At 58.8% G+C, this 19,596-nt stretch carries 19 protein-coding genes; 12 read left to right on the top strand and 7 right to left on the bottom strand.

Going from position 1 to position 19,596, the window contains the following annotated elements:
- The first annotated feature begins 33 nt into the window (after nt 1–33).
- Nucleotides 34–1,347: a PP2C family protein-serine/threonine phosphatase gene (locus BM225_RS08375; RefSeq protein ID WP_245780439.1), complete on the top strand. Its 1,314-nt coding sequence runs from the start codon at nt 34–36 to the stop codon at nt 1,345–1,347.
- Here BM225_RS08375 and BM225_RS08370 read toward each other — a convergent pair.
- The gene (locus tag BM225_RS08370) at nt 1,291–1,731 is read right to left on the bottom strand and encodes an NUDIX hydrolase (protein ID WP_072709416.1); all 441 of its coding nucleotides are present in this window, start codon (nt 1,729–1,731) and stop codon (nt 1,291–1,293) included. The two genes, BM225_RS08375 and BM225_RS08370, sit on opposite strands and share 57 nt — an antisense overlap.
- A gap of 120 nt (nt 1,732–1,851) precedes the next feature.
- On the opposite strand from BM225_RS08370, the gene hslO reads away from it, so the two are divergent.
- The 5 genes from hslO to BM225_RS08345 all read left to right on the top strand — a co-directional run bounded on the left by hslO (nt 1,852) and on the right by BM225_RS08345 (nt 8,337).
- Nucleotides 1,852–2,865: an Hsp33 family molecular chaperone HslO gene (gene hslO, locus BM225_RS08365; protein ID WP_072708890.1), complete on the top strand. Its 1,014-nt coding sequence runs from the start codon at nt 1,852–1,854 to the stop codon at nt 2,863–2,865.
- Nucleotides 2,849–3,451, top strand: a complete 603-nt coding sequence (locus BM225_RS08360; RefSeq protein ID WP_072708888.1) for a CoA pyrophosphatase — start codon at nt 2,849–2,851, stop codon at nt 3,449–3,451. Before hslO ends, BM225_RS08360 begins: the two co-directional genes overlap by 17 nt.
- On the top strand, nt 3,448–4,599 hold the full coding sequence (locus tag BM225_RS08355; protein WP_072708886.1) for a CCA tRNA nucleotidyltransferase: 1,152 nt from the start codon (nt 3,448–3,450) through the stop codon (nt 4,597–4,599). Before BM225_RS08360 ends, BM225_RS08355 begins: the two co-directional genes overlap by 4 nt.
- 61 nt (nt 4,600–4,660) lie before the next feature.
- A complete protein-coding gene (locus BM225_RS08350) occupies nt 4,661–6,514 on the top strand; it encodes an ABC transporter ATP-binding protein (RefSeq protein ID WP_072708884.1) in 1,854 nt (617 codons plus the stop codon).
- Nucleotides 6,511–8,337: an ABC transporter ATP-binding protein gene (locus BM225_RS08345; protein ID WP_072709414.1), complete on the top strand. Its 1,827-nt coding sequence runs from the start codon at nt 6,511–6,513 to the stop codon at nt 8,335–8,337. The genes BM225_RS08350 and BM225_RS08345 overlap by 4 nt, the downstream gene beginning before the upstream one ends.
- A 40-nt stretch (nt 8,338–8,377) precedes the next feature.
- On the opposite strand, the gene BM225_RS08340 is transcribed toward BM225_RS08345, so the two are convergent.
- Both BM225_RS08340 and BM225_RS08335 read right to left on the bottom strand, forming a co-directional pair.
- Nucleotides 8,378–9,769 (bottom strand): aspartate aminotransferase family protein, encoded by a 1,392-nt coding sequence (locus BM225_RS08340; protein ID WP_072708882.1) that lies wholly within the window; start codon nt 9,767–9,769, stop codon nt 8,378–8,380.
- Nucleotides 9,770–9,850: 81 nt separating this feature from the next.
- Complete coding sequence (locus tag BM225_RS08335; RefSeq protein WP_072708880.1) at nt 9,851–10,531, bottom strand: GntR family transcriptional regulator; 681 nt, start codon at nt 10,529–10,531, stop codon at nt 9,851–9,853.
- Nucleotides 10,532–10,692: 161 nt separating this feature from the next.
- On the opposite strand from BM225_RS08335, the gene BM225_RS08330 reads away from it, so the two are divergent.
- From BM225_RS08330 to BM225_RS08305, 6 genes are all read left to right on the top strand, one after another.
- The gene (locus BM225_RS08330; RefSeq protein WP_072708878.1) at nt 10,693–11,778 is read left to right on the top strand and encodes a polyamine ABC transporter substrate-binding protein; all 1,086 of its coding nucleotides are present in this window, start codon (nt 10,693–10,695) and stop codon (nt 11,776–11,778) included.
- 72 nt (nt 11,779–11,850) lie between these two features.
- Nucleotides 11,851–12,987, top strand: a complete 1,137-nt coding sequence (locus tag BM225_RS08325; protein WP_072708876.1) for an ABC transporter ATP-binding protein — start codon at nt 11,851–11,853, stop codon at nt 12,985–12,987.
- Between the two features lie 3 nt (nt 12,988–12,990).
- Nucleotides 12,991–13,881, top strand: a complete 891-nt coding sequence (locus tag BM225_RS08320; RefSeq protein ID WP_072708874.1) for an ABC transporter permease subunit — start codon at nt 12,991–12,993, stop codon at nt 13,879–13,881.
- The gene (locus BM225_RS08315) at nt 13,878–14,693 is read left to right on the top strand and encodes an ABC transporter permease (protein ID WP_072708872.1); all 816 of its coding nucleotides are present in this window, start codon (nt 13,878–13,880) and stop codon (nt 14,691–14,693) included. Before BM225_RS08320 ends, BM225_RS08315 begins: the two co-directional genes overlap by 4 nt.
- Nucleotides 14,693–15,994 (top strand): NAD(P)/FAD-dependent oxidoreductase, encoded by a 1,302-nt coding sequence (locus BM225_RS08310; RefSeq protein ID WP_177218587.1) that lies wholly within the window; start codon nt 14,693–14,695, stop codon nt 15,992–15,994. Before BM225_RS08315 ends, BM225_RS08310 begins: the two co-directional genes overlap by 1 nt.
- A 94-nt stretch (nt 15,995–16,088) precedes the next feature.
- Entirely contained in the window at nt 16,089–16,910 is an 822-nt protein-coding gene (locus tag BM225_RS08305; RefSeq protein ID WP_276326931.1) for an alpha/beta fold hydrolase, read from the top strand.
- Here BM225_RS08305 and BM225_RS08300 read toward each other — a convergent pair.
- The 4 genes from BM225_RS08300 to BM225_RS08285 are packed head-to-tail and all read right to left on the bottom strand — an operon-like array spanning nt 16,867 to nt 19,592.
- Entirely contained in the window at nt 16,867–17,154 is a 288-nt protein-coding gene (locus BM225_RS08300) for a 4a-hydroxytetrahydrobiopterin dehydratase (RefSeq protein ID WP_072708866.1), read from the bottom strand. The genes BM225_RS08305 and BM225_RS08300 overlap by 44 nt on opposite strands.
- Nucleotides 17,151–18,335: a GNAT family N-acetyltransferase gene (locus BM225_RS08295; RefSeq protein ID WP_072708864.1), complete on the bottom strand. Its 1,185-nt coding sequence runs from the start codon at nt 18,333–18,335 to the stop codon at nt 17,151–17,153. Before BM225_RS08295 ends, BM225_RS08300 begins: the two co-directional genes overlap by 4 nt.
- A gap of 43 nt (nt 18,336–18,378) precedes the next feature.
- Nucleotides 18,379–19,131: a glycerophosphodiester phosphodiesterase family protein gene (locus tag BM225_RS08290; protein ID WP_092464171.1), complete on the bottom strand. Its 753-nt coding sequence runs from the start codon at nt 19,129–19,131 to the stop codon at nt 18,379–18,381.
- Nucleotides 19,128–19,592: a RidA family protein gene (locus BM225_RS08285; RefSeq protein WP_072708859.1), complete on the bottom strand. Its 465-nt coding sequence runs from the start codon at nt 19,590–19,592 to the stop codon at nt 19,128–19,130. The genes BM225_RS08290 and BM225_RS08285 overlap by 4 nt, the downstream gene beginning before the upstream one ends.
- Between the last annotated feature and the right edge of the window lie 4 nt (nt 19,593–19,596).

Here is a 19,596-nt window from a genome sequence, read left to right as displayed (position 1 = left end):
GTGCTGAGTCCCGTGGGTAATGGGACAACCGATATGATTTCAGATGATCGCCCCTTGGGCACATCGCAGGGTAGCATGGGCCGTCCGTTCAAAATCCTTGTGGTGGATGACAGCGCGTTGCAGCGGCGCATCCTGCGGGTGATGCTGACAAAACGCGGATACGAGGTGTCAGAGGCAGAGTGTGGTGCGACCGCGCTACGGATGTGCGCCGCAGACTCGCCGGATATTATTTTGAGTGACTGGATGATGCCTGGCATGGACGGTATCGAGTTTTGCCGCGCGTTTCGGCAGATGTCAGCAGACCGCTACGGATATTTTATTCTGCTGACATCGCGCAGCGAAAAGGGCGCAGTGGCCGAGGGACTGAACTGTGGTGCCGATGACTTTTTGACCAAGCCCGTCAATATAGAGGAGCTGGAGTCGCGTCTTTTGGCCGGAGAGCGCATCTTGCAGATGCAAGAGCAACTGCGGGAGAACAATTCTCGTCTGTGCTCTGCGCTAAGTGAGCTTAAGGGGCTCTATGAAGCGCAAGAGCAGGAACTCACTGAGGCGCGCCAGTTGCAGCAGTCACTGGTCCCAGAGAGGTTCAAGGATTTTGGGGTTGGACAAATTGCCTTGATGCTGCGGCCTTCGGGGCATGTTGGCGGTGATCTGGTTGGTTTTGTGCCGTCCGGTCCCGAGCAAGTCCTGATGTATGCGATTGATGTTTCGGGGCATGGGATCAGCAGTGCGCTGATGACAGCGCGGCTTGCAGCGTACCTCTCGCCCGGGCATCTGGGGTCAAATGTGGCCTTCGAAAAGACCTCAGAGGGATATCGTCCATGTGCCCCGCACATCGCCGTTGCGCGCCTGAATGAGCGTCTGCTCAAGGAAATATGCACGGATCATTACGCTACAATGGTTCTGGCGCATATGGATCTGCGGACCGGTGCCTTGTCGCTCTGTCAGGCTGGACACCCTCATCCCATCGTATTGCGCGCCAACGGACAAACAGAGTTTTTGGGCGAGGGTGGCATGCCCGTTGGGCTCATTTCAGGCGCAGAATACGAGACTGTGGACACGACCTTGGCGCCCGGCGACCGATTGTGGATTTTGTCTGACGGCATTTCCGAGAGCGAGGATACCACAGGGGTTATGCTCGGAGAGCAAGAGACAAGCACCATTCTGGGTGACCTAGCGGATCATGGGCCACGGGCGGCGCTTGATGCGCTTATGTGGCATCTCGCCGACCGCACGGGTACCGAAGATTTCGAGGACGATATCTCTGCAATCCTCTGGCATGTCTCGGGATCACAAAGTGGCCAGAACCCGATCGAGGAAGAACCGATCCCCGCTGTTGGCCAGTAGCGCTGGAGCCTCGGCCAAGGGCAGCCAAAACGCGAAATGCCCTTCTTCGATCGGCGGACTGACGCGTTGGGTTGGGCGTGCAACGTAGATCGAGCAGATTTTTTCGGCGTGGATGTCGTAGTCGGGCATGTAGCAGAACCGCTTGTACGTCCCGATTTTCTGAGGGGTCGAGATTTTCCAACCGGTTTCTTCGTAAACTTCGCGGTGAAGGGCAGGGATCGCGGTCTCGCCCGGATCAATCCCGCCGCCGGGCAGCTGGAACTCCGGCTCTGGGCTTTGTTGAAATGTCAGCAGAATTTGCCCGTCGCGGATCAGGATCGCATAAGCTCCGGGGCGTCTGGTGTAGGAAACAGTCAGGTCGCGGGGCTCGCCAAATCTACGCATTTCAGATCCATGTGTTTTTGCAAATTGGGGATGCATCAGGCCCATCCCTCTTGGACAGACGCTTGTAGCCCTTATATGGGCGCGGTATGCCATCCCCCAAGCGCGTAAGGATACCCCGAAATGATTGCAAACAAAATCGCATGGGACGACACGGTATTGCCGTTCCAGTTGGACAACGCTGATGTGCGTGGTCGTGTCGCCCGTTTGGACGGCGTTCTCGATGGCATTCTGAAACAGCACAACTACCCACCTGTGGTCGAAGCCTTGGTCGCGGAGATGGCGTGTCTGACCGCTTTGATCGGCCAGACCATCAAGCTGCGCTGGAAGCTATCTCTGCAGGTGCAGTCCAAGGGCCCCGTGCGGATGATCGCGACGGATTATTATGGTCCGACAGAAGAGGGCGAGCCTGCCCGCATTCGTGCCTATGCCAGCTATGACGAAGATCGGATCGATAACGCCTTGGCGCCGATTGATCACATCGGGCAGGGCTACTTTGCGGTTCTGATTGACCAAGGCCCCGACATGCAGCCTTACCAAGGCATTGCGCCCTTGAACACGACCTCGCTGTCTGCGGCGGCCGAAGGGTACTTTGCCCAGTCTGAACAGCTGCCGACCCGCTTTTCGATTAACTTTGGCCGTTCGGTCGAACCAGGCGGTCGTGGTGAGTATTGGCGTGCTGGCGGCGTGATGCTGCAGCACATGCCTAAAGCGTCGCCCTTTGCTAGTGGCGAAGGCGGCTCGGGCGAAGGCGGCACCCTGACAGCCAACGATCTGGTCCACGGGGACGACGAAGAGAATTGGAACCGCGCGAACATCCTTCTCGACAGTGTCGAAGAAATGGAACTGATTGGCCCGACTGTTTCGCCCACCGATCTTCTGATCCGACTGTTCCACGAAGAGCAGCCGCGCGTGTTCGACTCTCAGGTCGTGAAGTTTGGGTGCACCTGCTCTGAGGAACGCGTGCGTCAAACCCTGTCGATCTATTCAGCCAAGGACTTGACCCACATGCTGACAGACGATGGCCGGATCACAGCGGACTGCCAGTTCTGCGGCGCGCATTACGATCTGGACCCCGCGACAGTCGGCAAGGATGCGGTGCAGCCCGAAGGCGGCTCTGATGAGCAGCAGGACTGATCTGATCACAACATTGACGGCGGCGCTGGCCAAAGAGGCCGCGCCGTCCTCGGATTTCGACCTCAACCCAGAGGTCGTCTTGCCCGAAGGTCGCAAACTGCGCCCCGCCGCTGTTTTGCTTGCGTTCGAGGCGTCTCCTTCGGGTGCACGGCTTTGGCTGACCAAGCGGTCCTCGGCCCTAAAACACCACCCCGGTCAGATCGCAGCTCCTGGTGGTAAGCAGGATGAAACAGATGCCGATCTGGTCGCCACTGCTCTGCGTGAGGCGCACGAAGAAATCGGATTACCTCGGAACTCGGTTGAGGTTTTGGGCGCGCTGCCCCCGCACGAGACCGTGACAGGGTTTACCATGACGCCAATCATCGGAGTGCTAAGAAGCGGGTTCACTCCGGTGCCCGAACTGGGCGAAGTGGCAGAGGTTTTCCACGTGCCGATGCAGCACGTGACCAATTCCGAGAATTTCATGGTGCACGGTCGACGTTGGCGCGGGTCTCGCCGCTATTACTTTGCCGTACCCTACGGGCCCTATTATATCTGGGGCGCGACAGCGCGCGTTCTGCGCGGCTTGGCGGAGCGTTTCACATGAAACTTTCCGGCCCGTGGCTAGAGCGTCCCGCGACCCAAGCGGTGTGCGTGATGTTGGTTGAGGCCGGCTATCAGGCATGGTTCGTCGGAGGCTGTGTCCGCAACGCTCTGATCAATGCGCCTGTGGATGACATCGACATTTGCACCGATGCGCGACCCGAAACCGTCATGGAACTGGCACAGAAGGCAGGGCTCAAGCCTGTCCCCACCGGTATTGAACACGGCACCATCACAGTTGTTTCCGGTGGGATCGGTCACGAGGTCACGACTTTTCGCCGCGATGTCGAGACCTTTGGCCGTCATGCGGTTGTGGCCTTTGCCGATACGATGGACGACGACGCTGCGCGGCGGGATTTTACCATGAATGCGCTTTATGCAGATCGGAGTGGCGTGATCGCGGACCCCTTGGGTGGTTTGCCAGATCTAAAAGCAGGGCACGTTCGGTTCATTGGTGACCCGTATCAGCGCATCCAAGAGGACTACCTGCGTATCTTGCGGTTCTTCCGCTTTACGGCCTGGTACGGAAATCCAGATCTGGGGATCGACCCAGACGGCTTGGCGGCCTGTGCCGAATTGTCTGATGGAATCTTGAAACTGGCGGCAGAGCGGCTTGGCGCTGAGATGCGCAAATTATTGACGGCAGCGGAGCCGACACGCGCAGTCGCGGCAATGGCGCAATCTGGTGTGCTGATGCAAGTTTTGCCAGGCGCGGATGCGACCGCGTTAGGGCCGCTCGTCCATCTGGAGGCCGAGGCAGGGTTGGCCCCCGATCCGATGCTCCGTCTCGCATCGCTGGGAAATTGCGAGGCGGCCACCCGCTTGCGCTTGTCCAAGGCCGAGGCGCGAGCCCTCGCTGAATTGCGGGACTCCGCGACAGAGGGCGCACCAGCTCATGAAATCGGGTATCGCTTGGGTGCAGAGCGGGGCCTGCAAGCGATGATTTTGCGGGCGGCGCTCATGGGGGTGCCGATGACGGATGGCCCTGCGGTGGCCAAAAGTGCCGCGGCCAAATTCCCAGTCAAAGCGGTTGATCTGATGCCAGCCTATCAGGGTGCACAACTGGGTCTGCGTCTGAAGCAACTTGAAAAACGCTGGATAGAGGCGCAATTTTCGCTCACGCGCGAAGAGCTCTTGAACAGCCCCGAATAATCGACATGTGACCATCAACTTTGGGCGCTACATCCTCGCATAACAGCAAGGCGGTGACCCGATGATGCGGTTTTTTGAAAAACTCGTTGATCCCTATGCTCCGTATACGGAGCCTGATCAGCCCCCCCGGAGGGTGCGGGATTACTTATGGTGGCTGTCTGGGCCGTTTCGGGCGGTGTTCGCGTGGGCCGCGCTGACGGCGATCATTGTGGCGGGGGTCGAGGTCTGGCTGATCTATTATATGGGGCATCTCGTAGATGCGCTGTCCGGTGATCCCGCCACGTTTTGGCAGACCCAAGGGCTGCAAGTCTTGGCGGTCGCGGCCTTTATTCTGATCCTTCGGCCCCTGCTTCAGTTTCTGGACGTCGCGCTGCTGAACAATGCGATCCTGCCGAATTTCGGGACTGCCTTTCGGTGGCGGGCGCACAAGCATGTTTTGCGCCAGTCGGTCGGCTGGTTCGAGAATGATTTCGCGGGCCGGATTGCGGGCCGGATCATGCAGGCACCCCCCGCGGCGGGCGAGGCTGTTTTCCAGATCTTTGATGCGATCGCGTTTGCATTGGCATATGTTGTCGGTGCAGCGATCCTGCTGGCTGACAGTGATGGCCGTTTGGTGTTGCCACTTCTGGCGTGGGTCGGGCTGTTTCTGCTACTGGTCCGCTGGGTGATGCGTCGGGTTGCGCCTGCGTCGAAATACTCTGCCGACATGCGCACGCGAATTTCGGGCCGCGTGGTCGACACCTACACGAACATCCAGTCGGTCAAGCTGTTCGCCCATCAGGATCAAGAACTCGACTACGCCAAAGAGGTGATCGAAGAAGGGCGGCAGGCGTTTTTCAAAGAAATGCGGCTCTACACGATTATGGATCTGATGCTGATGACCTTGAATGGCCTGCTAATTGTCGGCGTGGTCGGATGGGCGCTATATCTGTGGACCGTGGGGTCGGCTTCGGTCGGGATCGTGGCAGCGGCGACGGCGTTAACCCTGCGGCTCAACGCGATGACGGGTTGGATCATGTGGGCGATCAGTAGCTTCTTCCAGCAGCTCGGCGTCGTGGACGAAGGGCTGGAGACGATCGCGCAGCCACTAGCTTTGCGTGATGCGAAGGGCGCGCAAAATCTGCACATGAACAGTGGCCGGATTGAGGTTCAGTCCCTGAGCCACCATTATGGTAAAGGGCAGGGTGGCCTTGATCACGTGTCCCTGCAGATTGAAGCGGGGGACAAGGTCGGGATCGTCGGCCGTTCGGGTGCGGGCAAATCGACCCTGATCAAGTTGCTCTTGCGGTTCTACGATATCGAAGGGGGGCGCATTCTGATCGACGGTCAGGATATCGCGCAGGTCACCCAAGACAGTCTGCGCCGACAAATCGGGATGGTCACGCAGGACAGCAGCCTGATGCACCGCTCGGTCCGCGACAACATTCTGTACGGGCGCCCCGATGCGACTGAAGAGCAGATGATTACGGCCGCGGAACGGGCCGAGGCGCATGAGTTTATCCTTGCCCTTCAGGATGCCGAAGGCCGCACCGGTTACGACGCCCACGTGGGCGAGCGTGGTGTAAAACTGTCAGGCGGTCAGCGCCAACGCATTGCTCTGGCTCGCGTCATCTTGAAGGATGCGCCGATCCTCGTGCTGGACGAAGCGACAAGCGCCCTAGATAGTGAGGTCGAAGCCGCCATCCAGAGCACGCTGTATCAGCTGATGGATGGCAAGACCGTGATCGCGATCGCACATCGGCTTTCGACAATTGCGCAAATGGACCGGATTATTGTTCTGGATCAGGGGCGTATCCATGAACAAGGCTCGCACGACGCGCTTCTGGCGCAAGGCGGGCTCTATGCCAGCCTCTGGGCGCGCCAATCGGGCGGGTTCCTAGCCAGCGATCCGACGACAAAGGACAGTGAATGCTGAAATTATCTCAGTGGATCGATTCATTTAAACCCGCGGGTGGGCCGCCTCCCCGAACCTTGGGCGCGTTCATGAAGTGGGCGCTGGCCGGAGCGTGGCCTGCTGTATTCGGTGCGTTTGCGCTGTCCGCTTTGGCGGGCGCAACCGAGGCTGGGTCTGCTCTGGTTCTGGGGATGCTGGTCGACACGGCTGCAGCCTCTGGTGACATCTTCCAGCCGGTTAATTTAGCGGTTATCGCTGGTGCGCTGCTGTTCTTCTTGGCGTTGCGGCCGATCACGTTTGGTCTGTCGGCTGCGGCGAACAGTATTGTCATTCAGCCTAATGTCATGCCCTTGGTGCTCTCGCGCCTGAACCGCTGGGTGCTGGGGCAAGAGGTGTCATTCTTTGATGACGACTTCGCAGGGCGGCTGGCGCAAAAGCAGATGCAGACCGCCCGTGCCACGACCGAAGTTGTGTCAGAGTTCGTCAACGTAGTGGCGTTTGCGCTGGCATCCCTGTTCGGGTCGGTGGCCTTGTTAGGAGCGATAGACTGGCGCGTTGCCAGCCTGCTGACGGTCTGGCTGATCGGGTACTTTGCCCTGATCCGCTATTTCATCCCGCGCGTGCGGGCCATGTCCAAGGACCGTGCCAATGCCCGCGCGATGGTCACGGGGCAGGTGGTCGATACGATCACCAACGTAAAAACGGTGAAGCTCTTCGCCCACGACCATCACGAAGATCGAGCGGCCCTGTCGGCGATGGAAGTGTTTCGCGGCAAGGCGCTGGATATGGGGTACTTGTCTGCGAAATTCCGGTTGGTCCTGATGTCGTGGGCCGGTGTGCTCCCCGTCCTGCTGATAGGTGCGTCGCTGCTGCTGATGCGGTCGGGGCAGGCTTCTGCGGGGGATATCGCTGCGGCTGGGGCGATTTCACTGCGGATTGCGCAGATGACGGGCTGGGTCAGCTTCACGCTAATGGGCATGTACGGCAACATCGGCGAGGTTGAGGACGGCATTCGCACGCTGACCCCACACCGCCGGATTGAGGATGCGCCTGACGCGCAAGACCTGTCTGTGACGGGCGGAGAAATCCGCATTGATGGCCTGAAATACGCCTACGGCCGTGAACGAGGCGGGGTGCAGGGGATCGATCTGACCATCAAAGCGGGCGAGAAGATTGGTGTTGTCGGGGCCTCTGGCGCGGGGAAGTCGACGCTAGTGTCGTTGCTTTTGCGGCTTTACCAGCCCGAAGGCGGGCGCATTATGATCGACGGTCAGGACATCTCGCACGTCACGCAGCAGAGCCTGCGCAGTCAGATCGGGATGGTCACGCAGGACACGGCGATGTTCAATCGTTCTGCCCGCGAGAACATCAAGTACGGTCGACCCGACGCCAGCGATGCCGAGATGAAACGCGCCGCCGAGGCGGCCGAGGCAGACGGTTTTATACAACACCTACAAGATTTCGCGGGGCGCAAAGCCTATGACGCCTATCTGGGGGAGCGCGGCGTGAAGCTGTCAGGGGGCCAACGCCAACGGATCGCACTGGCCCGTGCCATTCTGAAGGACGCGCCGATCTTGATCTTGGACGAGGCGACCAGTGCGCTGGATAGCGAGGTTGAGGCCTCGATCCAGAGCGCTCTAGATCATGCGATGGAGGGCAAGACCGTGCTCGCAATCGCGCACCGCTTGTCGACCATCGCACGGATGGACCGGATCATTGTCATGGATGATGGCAAGGTGACCGAGGCAGGCACCCATACTGAACTTCTGGCTCGCAACGGGGCCTATGCGCGGCTGTGGGCGCGGCAGTCGGGCGGGTTCTTGGGGCTCGACGCGGCAGAATGAAAAACGCTGGCCTCTGGGCAGGGGCCAGCGTTTCGATGTTTTAGGCGGGTTTGAACAGGCCGTCTGCTTTGACCTGCGCCATGCCCTCGTCCAGCGATTGCCAAGCGCGCGCGATCAGCAGATCCACATCCTCTTTGCTGATGACCAGCGGCGGAGAGATGATCATCCGGTCGCCCACATGGCGCATGATCAGGTTGTTCGCAAAACAGCGCTCGCGGACCATGTAGCCGACGGTGCCCGTCTCGGAGGCAAAGGCGGCGCGGCTTTCCTTGTGCGGAGTTAGCGCGATAGAGCCCATCATGCCCACAATCTTGGCTTCGCCGACCATGGGATGTTCGGTCAGTCCCTCGAACTTTTCCTTCAGGTAGGGCGCGATCTCCTCGCGGGCGCGGGTCACGATGCCCTCTTCGTCCAGAATGCGCAGGTTTTCTAGCGCTACGGCACAGCTGACTGGATGACCCGCATAGGTGTAGCCGTGGTTGAACTCATCGCCGCCGACGACTTCGGCCACTTCGTCACATACGATCGAGCCGCCGATGGGCGCGTAACCAGAGGAGAGACCTTTGGCGATCGTCATGATGTGGGGCTGGATGCCGACGGTTTCACTGCCGAACCAGTTGCCTGTGCGGCCAAAGCCGCAGATGACCTCGTCCGCGATCAGCAGGATGTCGTATTGGTCGCAGATGCGCTTCAACTCGGGCCAGTAGCTGTCCGGCGGGACGATCACGCCACCAGCGCCTTGGATTGGTTCAGCGATAAAGGCCGCGACGCGGTCTTCACCGAGTTCCAGAATAGCTTTTTCTAGCTGCTGCGCACGTTCGATGCCGAAATCCTCGGGGGACATGTCGCCGCCCTCGGACCACCAGTTGGGTTGGTCGATGTGGTGGACGTTCTGCACAACGCCGCCTTGGGTGTGCATCCCGCTCATGCCACCAAGCGACATCGCCCCTAGGGTCGAGCCGTGATAGGCGTTCTTGCGGCTGATGATGATGTTCTTTTCCGGCTTGCCCTTCTGGGCCCAGTAAAAGCGCGCCATGCGGATGTTTGTGTCGTTCGCCTCGGAGCCTGAGCCCGCATAGAACACGTGGTTCAGATCGCCGGGGGCCAGTTCCGCCAGGCGCTGGGACAGGGCGATGACCGGCACGTGGGTCGTCTGGAAGAACGTGTTGTAGTAGGGCAGTTCCTTCATCTGGCGGTAGGCCGCTTCGGCCAGCTCATCGCGGCCGTAACCGATGTTGACGCACCACAGACCCGCCATCGCATCCAGAATTTCAGCCCCTTCGGAGTCCCAAAGCCGCGTACCCTTGGCACGGGTGATGACCCGCGCGCCCTTTTTCGAGAAGCCCGACTGGGTTGAAAAGGGATGCATGTGGTGCGCTGCGTCCAGAGCCTGCAATTCGGCAGTGGGCATGTGGTTGGAAATCTCGACCATAACGATCCTCGTCCTAACAAAGGGGGAGACGGGCGCCGCGGCGCCGCTGCTAAATTAAGAATATGATCAAATTATTTACTGTCAAATCGAATCAGAGGCCCCGAGGCTCTCGGCCAGCTGATTCATGCCTTGTTCAATGTCGTCGCGCATCGCTTGGGCGGCGCCCTTGACGTCGCCTGCTTCCATAGCAGTCAGCAAAATCTTGTGATTGTCCGGAAGGTTGACGGTGCCGTACCGGCCGCACACGACACGCAAGGAAGGTCCGAACCGTAACCACATACTATCTGCCATGGACGACAGGATGGGCGCTTTTGCCAGATCGTAGAGTCGGTGGTGAAACTGGTAGTTGCCCCGCAGATAGCCCGAAATGTCCCCGTGCTGCATGGCTGAATCCAGCTGCTTGTCGATCGTGGCCAGACTGCTGCGGGCAGCATCGTCGGCCTTTTCGCAGGCCAACTCTGCTAGCCGCGGTTCGAGAGCAAGACGTGCAAAAACCAGCTCTTCAACGGAGTCACGGGTCAATCTGGGCACGCAAACGCGGCGGTTTCCCTGCAGGTCCAGCGCCCCTTCGGCGATCAGGCGGCGGATCGCCTCGCGAACCGGAGTCATGCCTGCCCCAAGCTGTTCTGTCAGACCGAGAATCGTCACGGGCTGCCCTGGGGCGAGCTCTCCGAACAGGACCTTTTCGCGTAAAGACCGGTAGGCGATCTCGTGAGCGGGGAGTGGGGCGCTTTTGACGTTCGGGAGGTCAGGGCTGCTCAATTCTTAATCACCTTCCAAATTGTGTTGTGCCGCTTGCGTCGTATCCAGCCTTATGAGTTTACTGGAGATGTGGGAATAATGAAACGTTGCCACATGGGGTAAAACTTGATCAAATTCTCTACAAGGCGCGAAAAGCGTCAGATGCCCAACAGGAGAGTACCATGACATTCAAACTTGCGACCACCACCGCAGTGCTTGCGATCACCGCAGCATCGGCCATGGCCGAAGAGGTCCGCGTCTACAACTGGTCCGACTATATCGACGAAGAGCTGCTGACCAAGTTCGAAGAAGAGACCGGCCTCGAGCTGGTGTATGACGTGTTCGACAGCAACGAAGTTCTGGAAACCAAGATGCTGGCCGGTGGTTCGGGCTATGACGTCGTGGTTCCGACCGGCAGCTTCCTGCAGCGCCAGATCATGGCGGGTGCATTCCAGAAGCTGGACATGTCGCAGCTGCCTAACGCAGATAACCTGTGGGGCGTGATCAAAGACCGTACCGCACAATATGACCCCGGCAACGAGTACTCGATCAACTACATGTGGGGCACCACAGGCATCGGGACGAACACTGGCAAAGTCGCCGAAGTTCTGGGCGATGACGCACCCATCGATAGCCTGTCGCTGATCTTTGATCCCGCGAACATGGAAAAGCTGGCTGAGTGTGGTGTCTATTTCCTGGACGCTCCGACCGAAGTGATCCCCGCCGCGCTGGCCTACTTGGGCGAAAACCCTGACAGCAAGGATGCGGACGTTATCGCCAAGGCCGAAGAGGTCCTGATGGGCGTGCGTCCCTACATTCAGAAGTTCCACTCTTCGGAATACATCAACGCGCTGGCCAACGGTGAAATCTGTGTCGCCTTTGGCTGGTCGGGTGATATTCTTCAGGCCCGCGACCGCGCCGCCGAAGCTGATAACGGCGTTGAGGTGGCCTATCACGCTCCCAAAGAGGGTGCTTTGATGTGGTTCGACCAGATGGCGATCCCTGCCGATGCGCCGAACCCCGAGGGCGCGCACACCTTCCTGAACTTCATTATGGACGCGCAGAACATGGCTGCGGCTTCGAACTATGTGTACTACGCAAACGGCAACAAAGCCTCGCAAGAGTACCTGATCGACGACGTGATCGGCGACACCGCGATCTATCCTGACGAGGCGACGCTGGAAAACCTCTACACATTCTCGCCCTATGATCCCAAGCTGCAGCGGACTGTGACCCGCATGTGGACCAAGATCAAATCGGGCAACTAAGACCGATGTTTTGGGCGCCCAGGGTTCCTTGCGCGCCCCTCTTTGTTTTTCGACCATTCGCCGAGGTTATTCATGCCCGCCAACGGTGCTCCGATTTTCGCCCCATGGGATGATCCCGCTGCCAAGCCGCTGATCCGGTTTGAAAATGTCACCAAACGGTTCGGGGACTTCACCGCAATCGATAATCTGACGCTGGATATCTACGAGCGGGAATTCTTTGCGCTGTTGGGCCCTTCGGGCTGTGGCAAGACCACGATGATGCGGATGCTGGCGGGGTTCGAGACCCCCACAGAAGGCAAGATTTATGTCGGCGGACAGGACATGGGGCCGATCGCCCCGAACCAGCGCCCCGTGAACATGATGTTCCAGAGCTATGCGCTGTTCCCGCACCTGTCAGTCTATGAAAACATCGCATTCGGCCTGCGCCGCGACGGAAAACCCAAGGACGAAATCCACCACCGCGTCGAAGAAATGCTGCGGATGGTTCGCCTGCAGAAATTCGCGAAACGCAAACCGCACCAGATTTCCGGCGGCCAGCGCCAGCGTGTGGCTTTGGCCCGTTCCTTGGCCAAAGAGCCGAAGCTGCTGCTGCTGGACGAACCGCTTGGCGCGCTCGACGCCAAACTGCGCGAAGACACGCAGTTCGAGCTGATGGATATTCAGGAAAACACCGGCACCACTTTCGTCATCGTGACCCACGATCAGGAAGAAGCCATGACCGTCGCCAGCCGGATCGCCGTCATGGACGAAGGCAAGGTGATGCAGGTCTCGACCCCAGACCGCATCTACGAATTCCCTGACAACGCGTATGTGGCGGACTTTATCGGGGACGTGAACTTGATCGAAGGTCGCTCTAGCGCCGCAATCGACGAAACCGTGCAGATTGAATGGGCCGAAGGCCAGCAGGCCATCACTGCGCAGACCTCTCGGGCGATCACGGCAGGGCAGAAAGTGTTCTACGCTATCCGCCCCGAGAAGGTGACGATCAGTCCCGACCGCCCTGCAGATGCCGTGAATGCCGCACAGGGCAAGATCCTTGATATCGCATACTTAGGGAACCTCTCGACCTATCACGTGCAACTGCCGACAGGCCAAGTGATCAAGTCGCAGATGGCCAACACCCGTCGCATCAGCCGCCGTCCCTATACTTGGGAGGATGAGGTCTGGGTCAGCTGGACCAAGACTGGCGGCTCGGTGCTGGAGGGTTAAGTGATGCGCCGCTACCTTGTCATAGCGCTGCCGTATCTTTGGCTCTTGGGGTTGTTCTTGGTCCCATTCTTGATTGTGCTAAAGATTTCGTTGTCGGACCTGAACCTGTCGATCCCGCCCTATCTTCCGCAGCTGGATCCGAGTGCCGGATGGGCCGGGCTAAAAGATTTCTTTAGCCAGCTGGATTTCGAAAACTTCGTCTTCCTGACCGAAGACGACCTCTACTGGAAAGCCTACCTGAGCAGCCTGAAGATCGCGGTTGTCGCGACCTTCTTTACGCTGTGTGTGGGCTACCCGATGGCCTACGGCATGGCCCGTGCCCCATCCGAATGGCGCCCGACCCTGATGATGCTGGTTATCCTGCCGTTCTGGACCAGTTTTCTGATCCGCGTCTATTCGTGGATGGGCATCCTGTCGAACGAAGGGTTCCTGAACCAGTTTCTGCTCTGGACCGGCATCATCTCCGAGCCGCTGGTCATCATGAACACCACGACTGCCGTCTACATCGGGATCGTTTACACCTATCTGCCGTTCATGATCCTGCCGATCTATTCCGCGCTGGAAAAGATGGACGACAGCCTGCTCGAAGCGGCCGAGGACCTTGGCTGTTCGCGCCTGCAGGCTTTCTGGCTGGTGACATTTCCCCTGTCGAAATCCGGCATTATTGCGGGCTGTTTTCTGGTCTTCATCCCGTCGATCGGTGAATTCGTGATCCCGTCGCTCTTGGGCGGCTCCGACACCCTGATGATCGGCAAGGTCCTGTGGGAAGAATTCTTTAACAACCGCGACTGGCCCGTGGCCTCGGCAGTGGCGGTGATCCTGCTGGCGATCCTCGTGATCCCGATCATCCTGTTTCAACGCAACGAGCAAAAGCAGCGGGAGGCCGACGGATGAGACGCTTCAGCTGGTTCAACCTGACCTCCCTGACGCTGGGGTTCGCGTTCCTGTATCTGCCGATGTTGATCCTCGTTATCTATTCGTTCAATGAATCCAAACTCGTGACGGTTTGGGCGGGCTTCTCGACCAAGTGGTACGGCGAGCTGATGCAGAACGAGGCGTTTCTGGACGCCGCATGGGTGACCTTGCAAGTTGGCGTGATCAGTTCGACCATCGCGACCGTTCTGGGGACGATGGCGGCGCATATCATGGTGCGCGGCGGTCGGTTCTTTGGCCGAACGCTGTTTTCCGGCATGATCTACGCCCCACTTGTGATGCCCGAAGTCATCACCGGTTTGTCGTTGTTGCTGCTCTTCATCGGTATCGGCTTGGACCGCGGAGTTCTAACGATTGTGCTGGCGCACACGACGTTCAGCATGTGCTATGTCAGTGTCGTTGTCAGCTCGCGACTTGTTAGCTTTGACAAATCGCTGGAAGAGGCCGCACTGGATTTGGGCTGTACTCCGTTCCAAGCATTTCGACTCGTGACCCTGCCGATCATCATGCCTGCGGTGATTTCTGGCTGGCTGCTGGCATTTACACTGTCGCTCGATGATCTGGTGATCGCCAGCTTTACCGCAGGCCCCTCTGCTACAACACTGCCGATCAAGATTTTCAGCTCGGTACGCTTGGGCGTCAGCCCAGAGATTAATGCGCTATCGACGATCATGATTGGGATCGTGACCGTTGGGGTCATTGGGTTCTCAGTGATCAGCAAACGCAACATTGCTCGCGCCGAAGCCGACGCCCGTGCAGCCGAGCGTACTTGATGCGTCGCGTTTTCGAGGACTACGCTTACACCGACGCGGTGCGAAACGGCTGCTATTGGGATAGCACCGTAGCGCAGCGGTCTTGGCCGGTGTTGCGTGGCACACACCAAGCGGATGTTGTTATTATTGGCGCAGGATTCGTCGGTCTGAACGCGGCAATCGAGTTGGCACAGGGCGGCGCCTCTGTCATCGTTGTTGATGCGGAATCTCCGGGCTGGGGGGCCTCTGGCCGAAACGGGGGCTTCTGCTGCATGGGCGGTGCCAAGGCCGAAGATGCTACGATTGCGCGCCACTACGGACTGGAGGCGCTAGAGGCGTGGGATGCAGCGCAGGTCACTGCGATCGACCTAGTCGACCAGCGTATCAGCGACTTGGCTCTAGACGTCGAGCGGCATTCCGACGGCGAGATCGTGTTGGCCCATTCCGCCAGAGCGATGAAGCGGTTGGCGGCAGAGAATCAGACTGTTTTCAATGTCGAGGACCTTCGGGCGATGGGGATTGCGGGTCACGGGTTCCATGGCGGGATGCGTACGCCTGTCGGCTTTGGCCTGAATCCGCGCCGCTACATGGATGGCTTGGCCCGACATGCGGACTCGCTTGGCGTCAGCATCTACGGTCAGACTCCCGTTACAAAGTTGACCAAGGGGGCCAACCGCTGGCATGCCCACACCCCCGAAGGTTGGGTCGAGGCGGATACTGTCCTGATCGCATCCAATGGCTACAGCAGCGACGATTTGCCGGACTGGCTGACCGCACGCTATTTGCCGGCCCAGTCCTCTGTCATGGTCACTCGACCGCTGTCCGAAGCGGAACAGCACGCGCAAGGGTGGACCAGTGACCTGATGGCCTATGACACGCGCACGCTGCTGCATTACTTCCGGCTGATGCCAAATGGACGGTTTCTGTTCGGGATGCGCGGCGGCTTGTCTTCCTCTCCGCGCGCCGAAACGGCGACACGCTGCCTGATGCGCCAACACTTTGACCGCATGTTTCCCGCATGGACATCGGTCGAGGCGACGCACATGTGGTCAGGGCTTGTTTGCCTGATGCCGTCGCTCGTTCCCTTTGTGGGCGAGGTGCCTGATATGACCGGCGTATTCGCGGCGATGGGGTGGCATGGTAACGGTGTTGCTATGGGCAGTTATGCTGGGGTGCAGATTGCCGCGCGCATGGCAGGTCGTCCGTCGAACGGGCTACCGAAATTCGTCAGCTACCCGCCAAAGCGGTTCCCGCTGAACAAAAATCGGCGCGCTTTGTTGCGGTTGGCCTATTTAGGCTACGCTGTTAAGGACGTGATCTAATATTTCCATTTTCAGGACAGTCGGCGCTGGCGTCTCGGCTTCAGGTTGCTAAATATATCGCAAGTTTATTGCAATTTGATTGGCTCGACTTCTCGTGGATCTTCCATTTTTCAGAGACAAAGGCACTGGCAGGCCAATAATCTTCCTTCATGGGTGGACCATGGATGGATCGGTGTTCTCTGGGCAGATGGAACGGTTGTCACCACAATTTCGGTGCATTGCTCCTGACTTACCTGGTCACGGTCAAAGCCGAAACCTGCCTCCAAATATTCCCCGTAGCGCTGAAGCGCTGAATAAACTCATCTTAGACCTCAAACTTGAAGATGTGATTCTGGTTGGCTGGTCGATGGGGGCACTGATTGCATGGCGCTACCTGTCGCGTTTCGGGCAGGACAAGGCAAGCGGGCTGGTGACGGTCGATATGTCACCGAAGATTTCTAACGGGCCAGAGTGGTCCTACGGTTTGTTGCGGGAAACACGCCGCGAGGCTGCTGATCCGACCTACAAGACCGACTGGGAGAAGCGCGCAAGTGCGATTGCGCGTGGCATGTTCAGCGGTGCGGCATCGGATAATGATAAGTCCGTGGATGCCGCATTAGAACTGGTTCTAAGTCAGAACCCTGGAATGATGCAGGCAATGTGGGCGTCGATGATGAAGACTGACGAGCGCGCGACCATTCCTCAACTGCGGATCCCTTGGTTAATTTGCTACGGTATGCACAGCCAGATTTATCCCCGTCAGGTTCGCAAATGGATGCTTGAACGGGCGCCGCAGGCGCGTGCGCTTGGTTTCTCTGCAAGTGGCCATAGCCCGCATCTAGAGGAACCAGCGACGTTTGCCCAAGCGCTCGTGCGCTTTGCGGATGGTTTGCCTACTGCGACATCTTCCTCGCAAGCTCTAGGTCGAGCGATGTAAGACCCCCCGCGTCGTGAGTCGTTAGCCGCACATCGACGCGATTGTAGACGTTCGACCATTCAGGATGGTGGTTCATCTTTTCAGCGATGACACCCATGTGGACCATCCACCCCAGAGCCTCGGGGAATGTTTTGAACTTGAATTGCCGCGTCATTGCATTGCCGGACTCTTCGACGGTCCACCCAGCCTCTGACAATTCTTCCAATGCTTCGGTGCGGTCTGTGCCTTCGAGTAGTTTGCTCATTCTTGTTCCTCCACTTGGGTTTTGCGAAACGGACCGTAATCCGTGAGGATCTCGATCTCTTCATCGACGGCGGCGGCCTCGGCGGCCAGAAACTGAGCCACAGCCTTGCGCAAGCCAGGATCTGTCAGCCAGTGCAAAGAGTGCGTCACCGTAGGCATGTAGCCGCGCGCCAGCTTGTGATCCCCTTGGGCGCCGGCCTCTACGCGGGACAGTCCATGCTCAATGGCCCAGTCGATTGCACGGTAATAGCACAGTTCGAAATGGAGGCAGGGGTGATCCTCAATGCAGCCCCAATAGCGACCGTAGATCACGTCGCGGCCCAGAAAGTTCAACGCACCGGCGACGTAATGCCCATCGCGCTCGGCCAGCATCAGAACAATGTCATCTCGCAAGGTCTCGTGGGCGATGTCAAAGAACGCGCGGGTCAAATAAGGCGTACCCCACTTCCGCGCGCCCGTGTCCTGATAGAACTGCCAAAAGCTGTCCCAGTGCTCAGCTTCGATCTGATCGCCTGTCAGCACGTGGATCTCACCGCCAAAGGCATTCGCCTTTTCCCGTTCTTTGCGGATGTTTTTACGTTTGCGCGACGATAGGACCTGAAGAAAGCCGTCAAAGCTGTCGTAGCTTTCGTTGAACCAGTGATATTGCTGGCTCTTGCGCCCCATAAGGCCAAGCAGCTTGCCCGCAGCGACCTCGTCTTCGGTGCAGAAGGTTGCGTGAACACCAGACAGTTTGTTCTGTTCTGCAATTTGCATCGCGCCCTGCATTAGGGCGGATCGTGCACTATCGGTAAAATCGGGATGGGTCAAAAATCTGCGGCCGGTTGCAGGTGTGAACGGCACAGCGATTTGCAGCTTGGGATAATAGTGACCACCCGCACGTTCGTAGGCATGGGCCCAGTTGTGGTCAAAGATATACTCGCCCTGACTGTGCGCCTTGGCATAGAGGGGCGCGACCCCGATCAGAATGTCGCCAACAGTCGCCGCTAGATAGTGCGGCTCCCAGCCGGTGCCGGGCCCGACGGAGCCGCTTTGCTCAAGCGCATTCAAGAACCGCCACGTGGTGAACGGATCGAGCGGGCGGCCGCCATCTTGCGCCTCGGGACATGCGCAGGCATCCCATTCGGCCTCGGACAGTTCCGCGACCGACGACAACATGCGGATTTCTATCGTTTCTTCCATGTCGGCACCCCCGACGCCAAAGGTGGTCTCTTACCTGTCAGGATCAAGCGGGGTTGTAGTTTTCAAAGGTCACATTTTCCGCAATGCGGCGGGCTTCGACCTCTTGTAGAGCGCTCTTGATGGTCCAGCACAGGATATGGACGCCCTTGTCCTTCAGCGCGGCCACCTGCGGATTGTCCAGATCGGCGCGGTTATGGCTGATAAAGGCGCAGTTCAAAGCCTCTACTTCTGACAAGTCGCGCAACTCGGCCAAGCGCGCTTCCTTGATCAGCGGAAAGTCATCCTTGGTGTAGGCGCAGGTTGTGAGGCCGTGCGGAATGTCTGGGCACAGCTCAGCCATTCGGGCCACGGCGTAGGGGTTAAACGACATCAGGGCCACGGGTCCCGTGTATCTTGCCAGCGCCTTCGCGGTGGCTTGCTCAAGCGGCCCGATGTTGCGGCCAAGACCGCCATCCTGATCCTTTATCTCGATCAGCAGGGGGACGCGGCCCGAAACCTGTTCCAGCACCTGCGGCAGAGTGGGAATGCCAGTCTCGCCACCGGTTAATTGGATCGCTTGCAGTGTGTCTGATGTCTGCTGACGCACCGGACCAGAGGCCGCTGTCAGACGTCGTAGGTCATAGTCGTGAAAGACCATGGCCTGACCGTCCGCGCTGAGTTGCAGGTCGATCTCAATCCCGAACCCAGCTTGGCATGCTGCCTCGATCGCCTCGCGGCTGTTTTCCGGACGCCCCGGACCGTGCAGGGCACGGTGTGCAATGGGACGCCCTAGAAATCGCGGGTCTAGCGCGGTCATTGGATTTGAAAGATCGCTTCGATTTCTACAGCGACGCCAAGGGGCAGGCTGGCTGCGGATACGGCAGAGCGCGCATGACGGCCCGCGTCACCCAGAACCTCGACCATGAGGTCAGAGGCACCGTTAACCACTTTGGGCTGTTCGGTGAAGTCTGCGGTCGAGTTCACAAAACCGACCAGTTTGACCAGACGCACAACGCGATCCAGATCTCCGCCACAGGCCGCCTTGGCTTGGGCCAGCAGGCTCAGCGCGCAGCGGCTGGCGGCAGCGGCACCTGCTGCGGTGTCCAGATCGGCACCTAGTTTGCCTGTGATCAGGCCATTTTCATCACTGCTGATCTGTCCTGAAATGTGGACTAGATCACCGACCTGCACAAACGGGACGTAGTTGGCCGCCGGCGCGGGGGCATCGGGCAAAGTGATGCCAAGTTCCGTGAGACGGGCTTCGATTTTTCCGGTCATGGTG

It is taken from the genome of Donghicola eburneus, assembly GCF_900115865.1.
GTDB lineage: Bacteria > Pseudomonadota > Alphaproteobacteria > Rhodobacterales > Rhodobacteraceae > Donghicola > Donghicola eburneus.
Note: the sequence above shows the minus strand (reverse complement) of the source record. Positions and strands in the feature narration are given on the sequence as shown.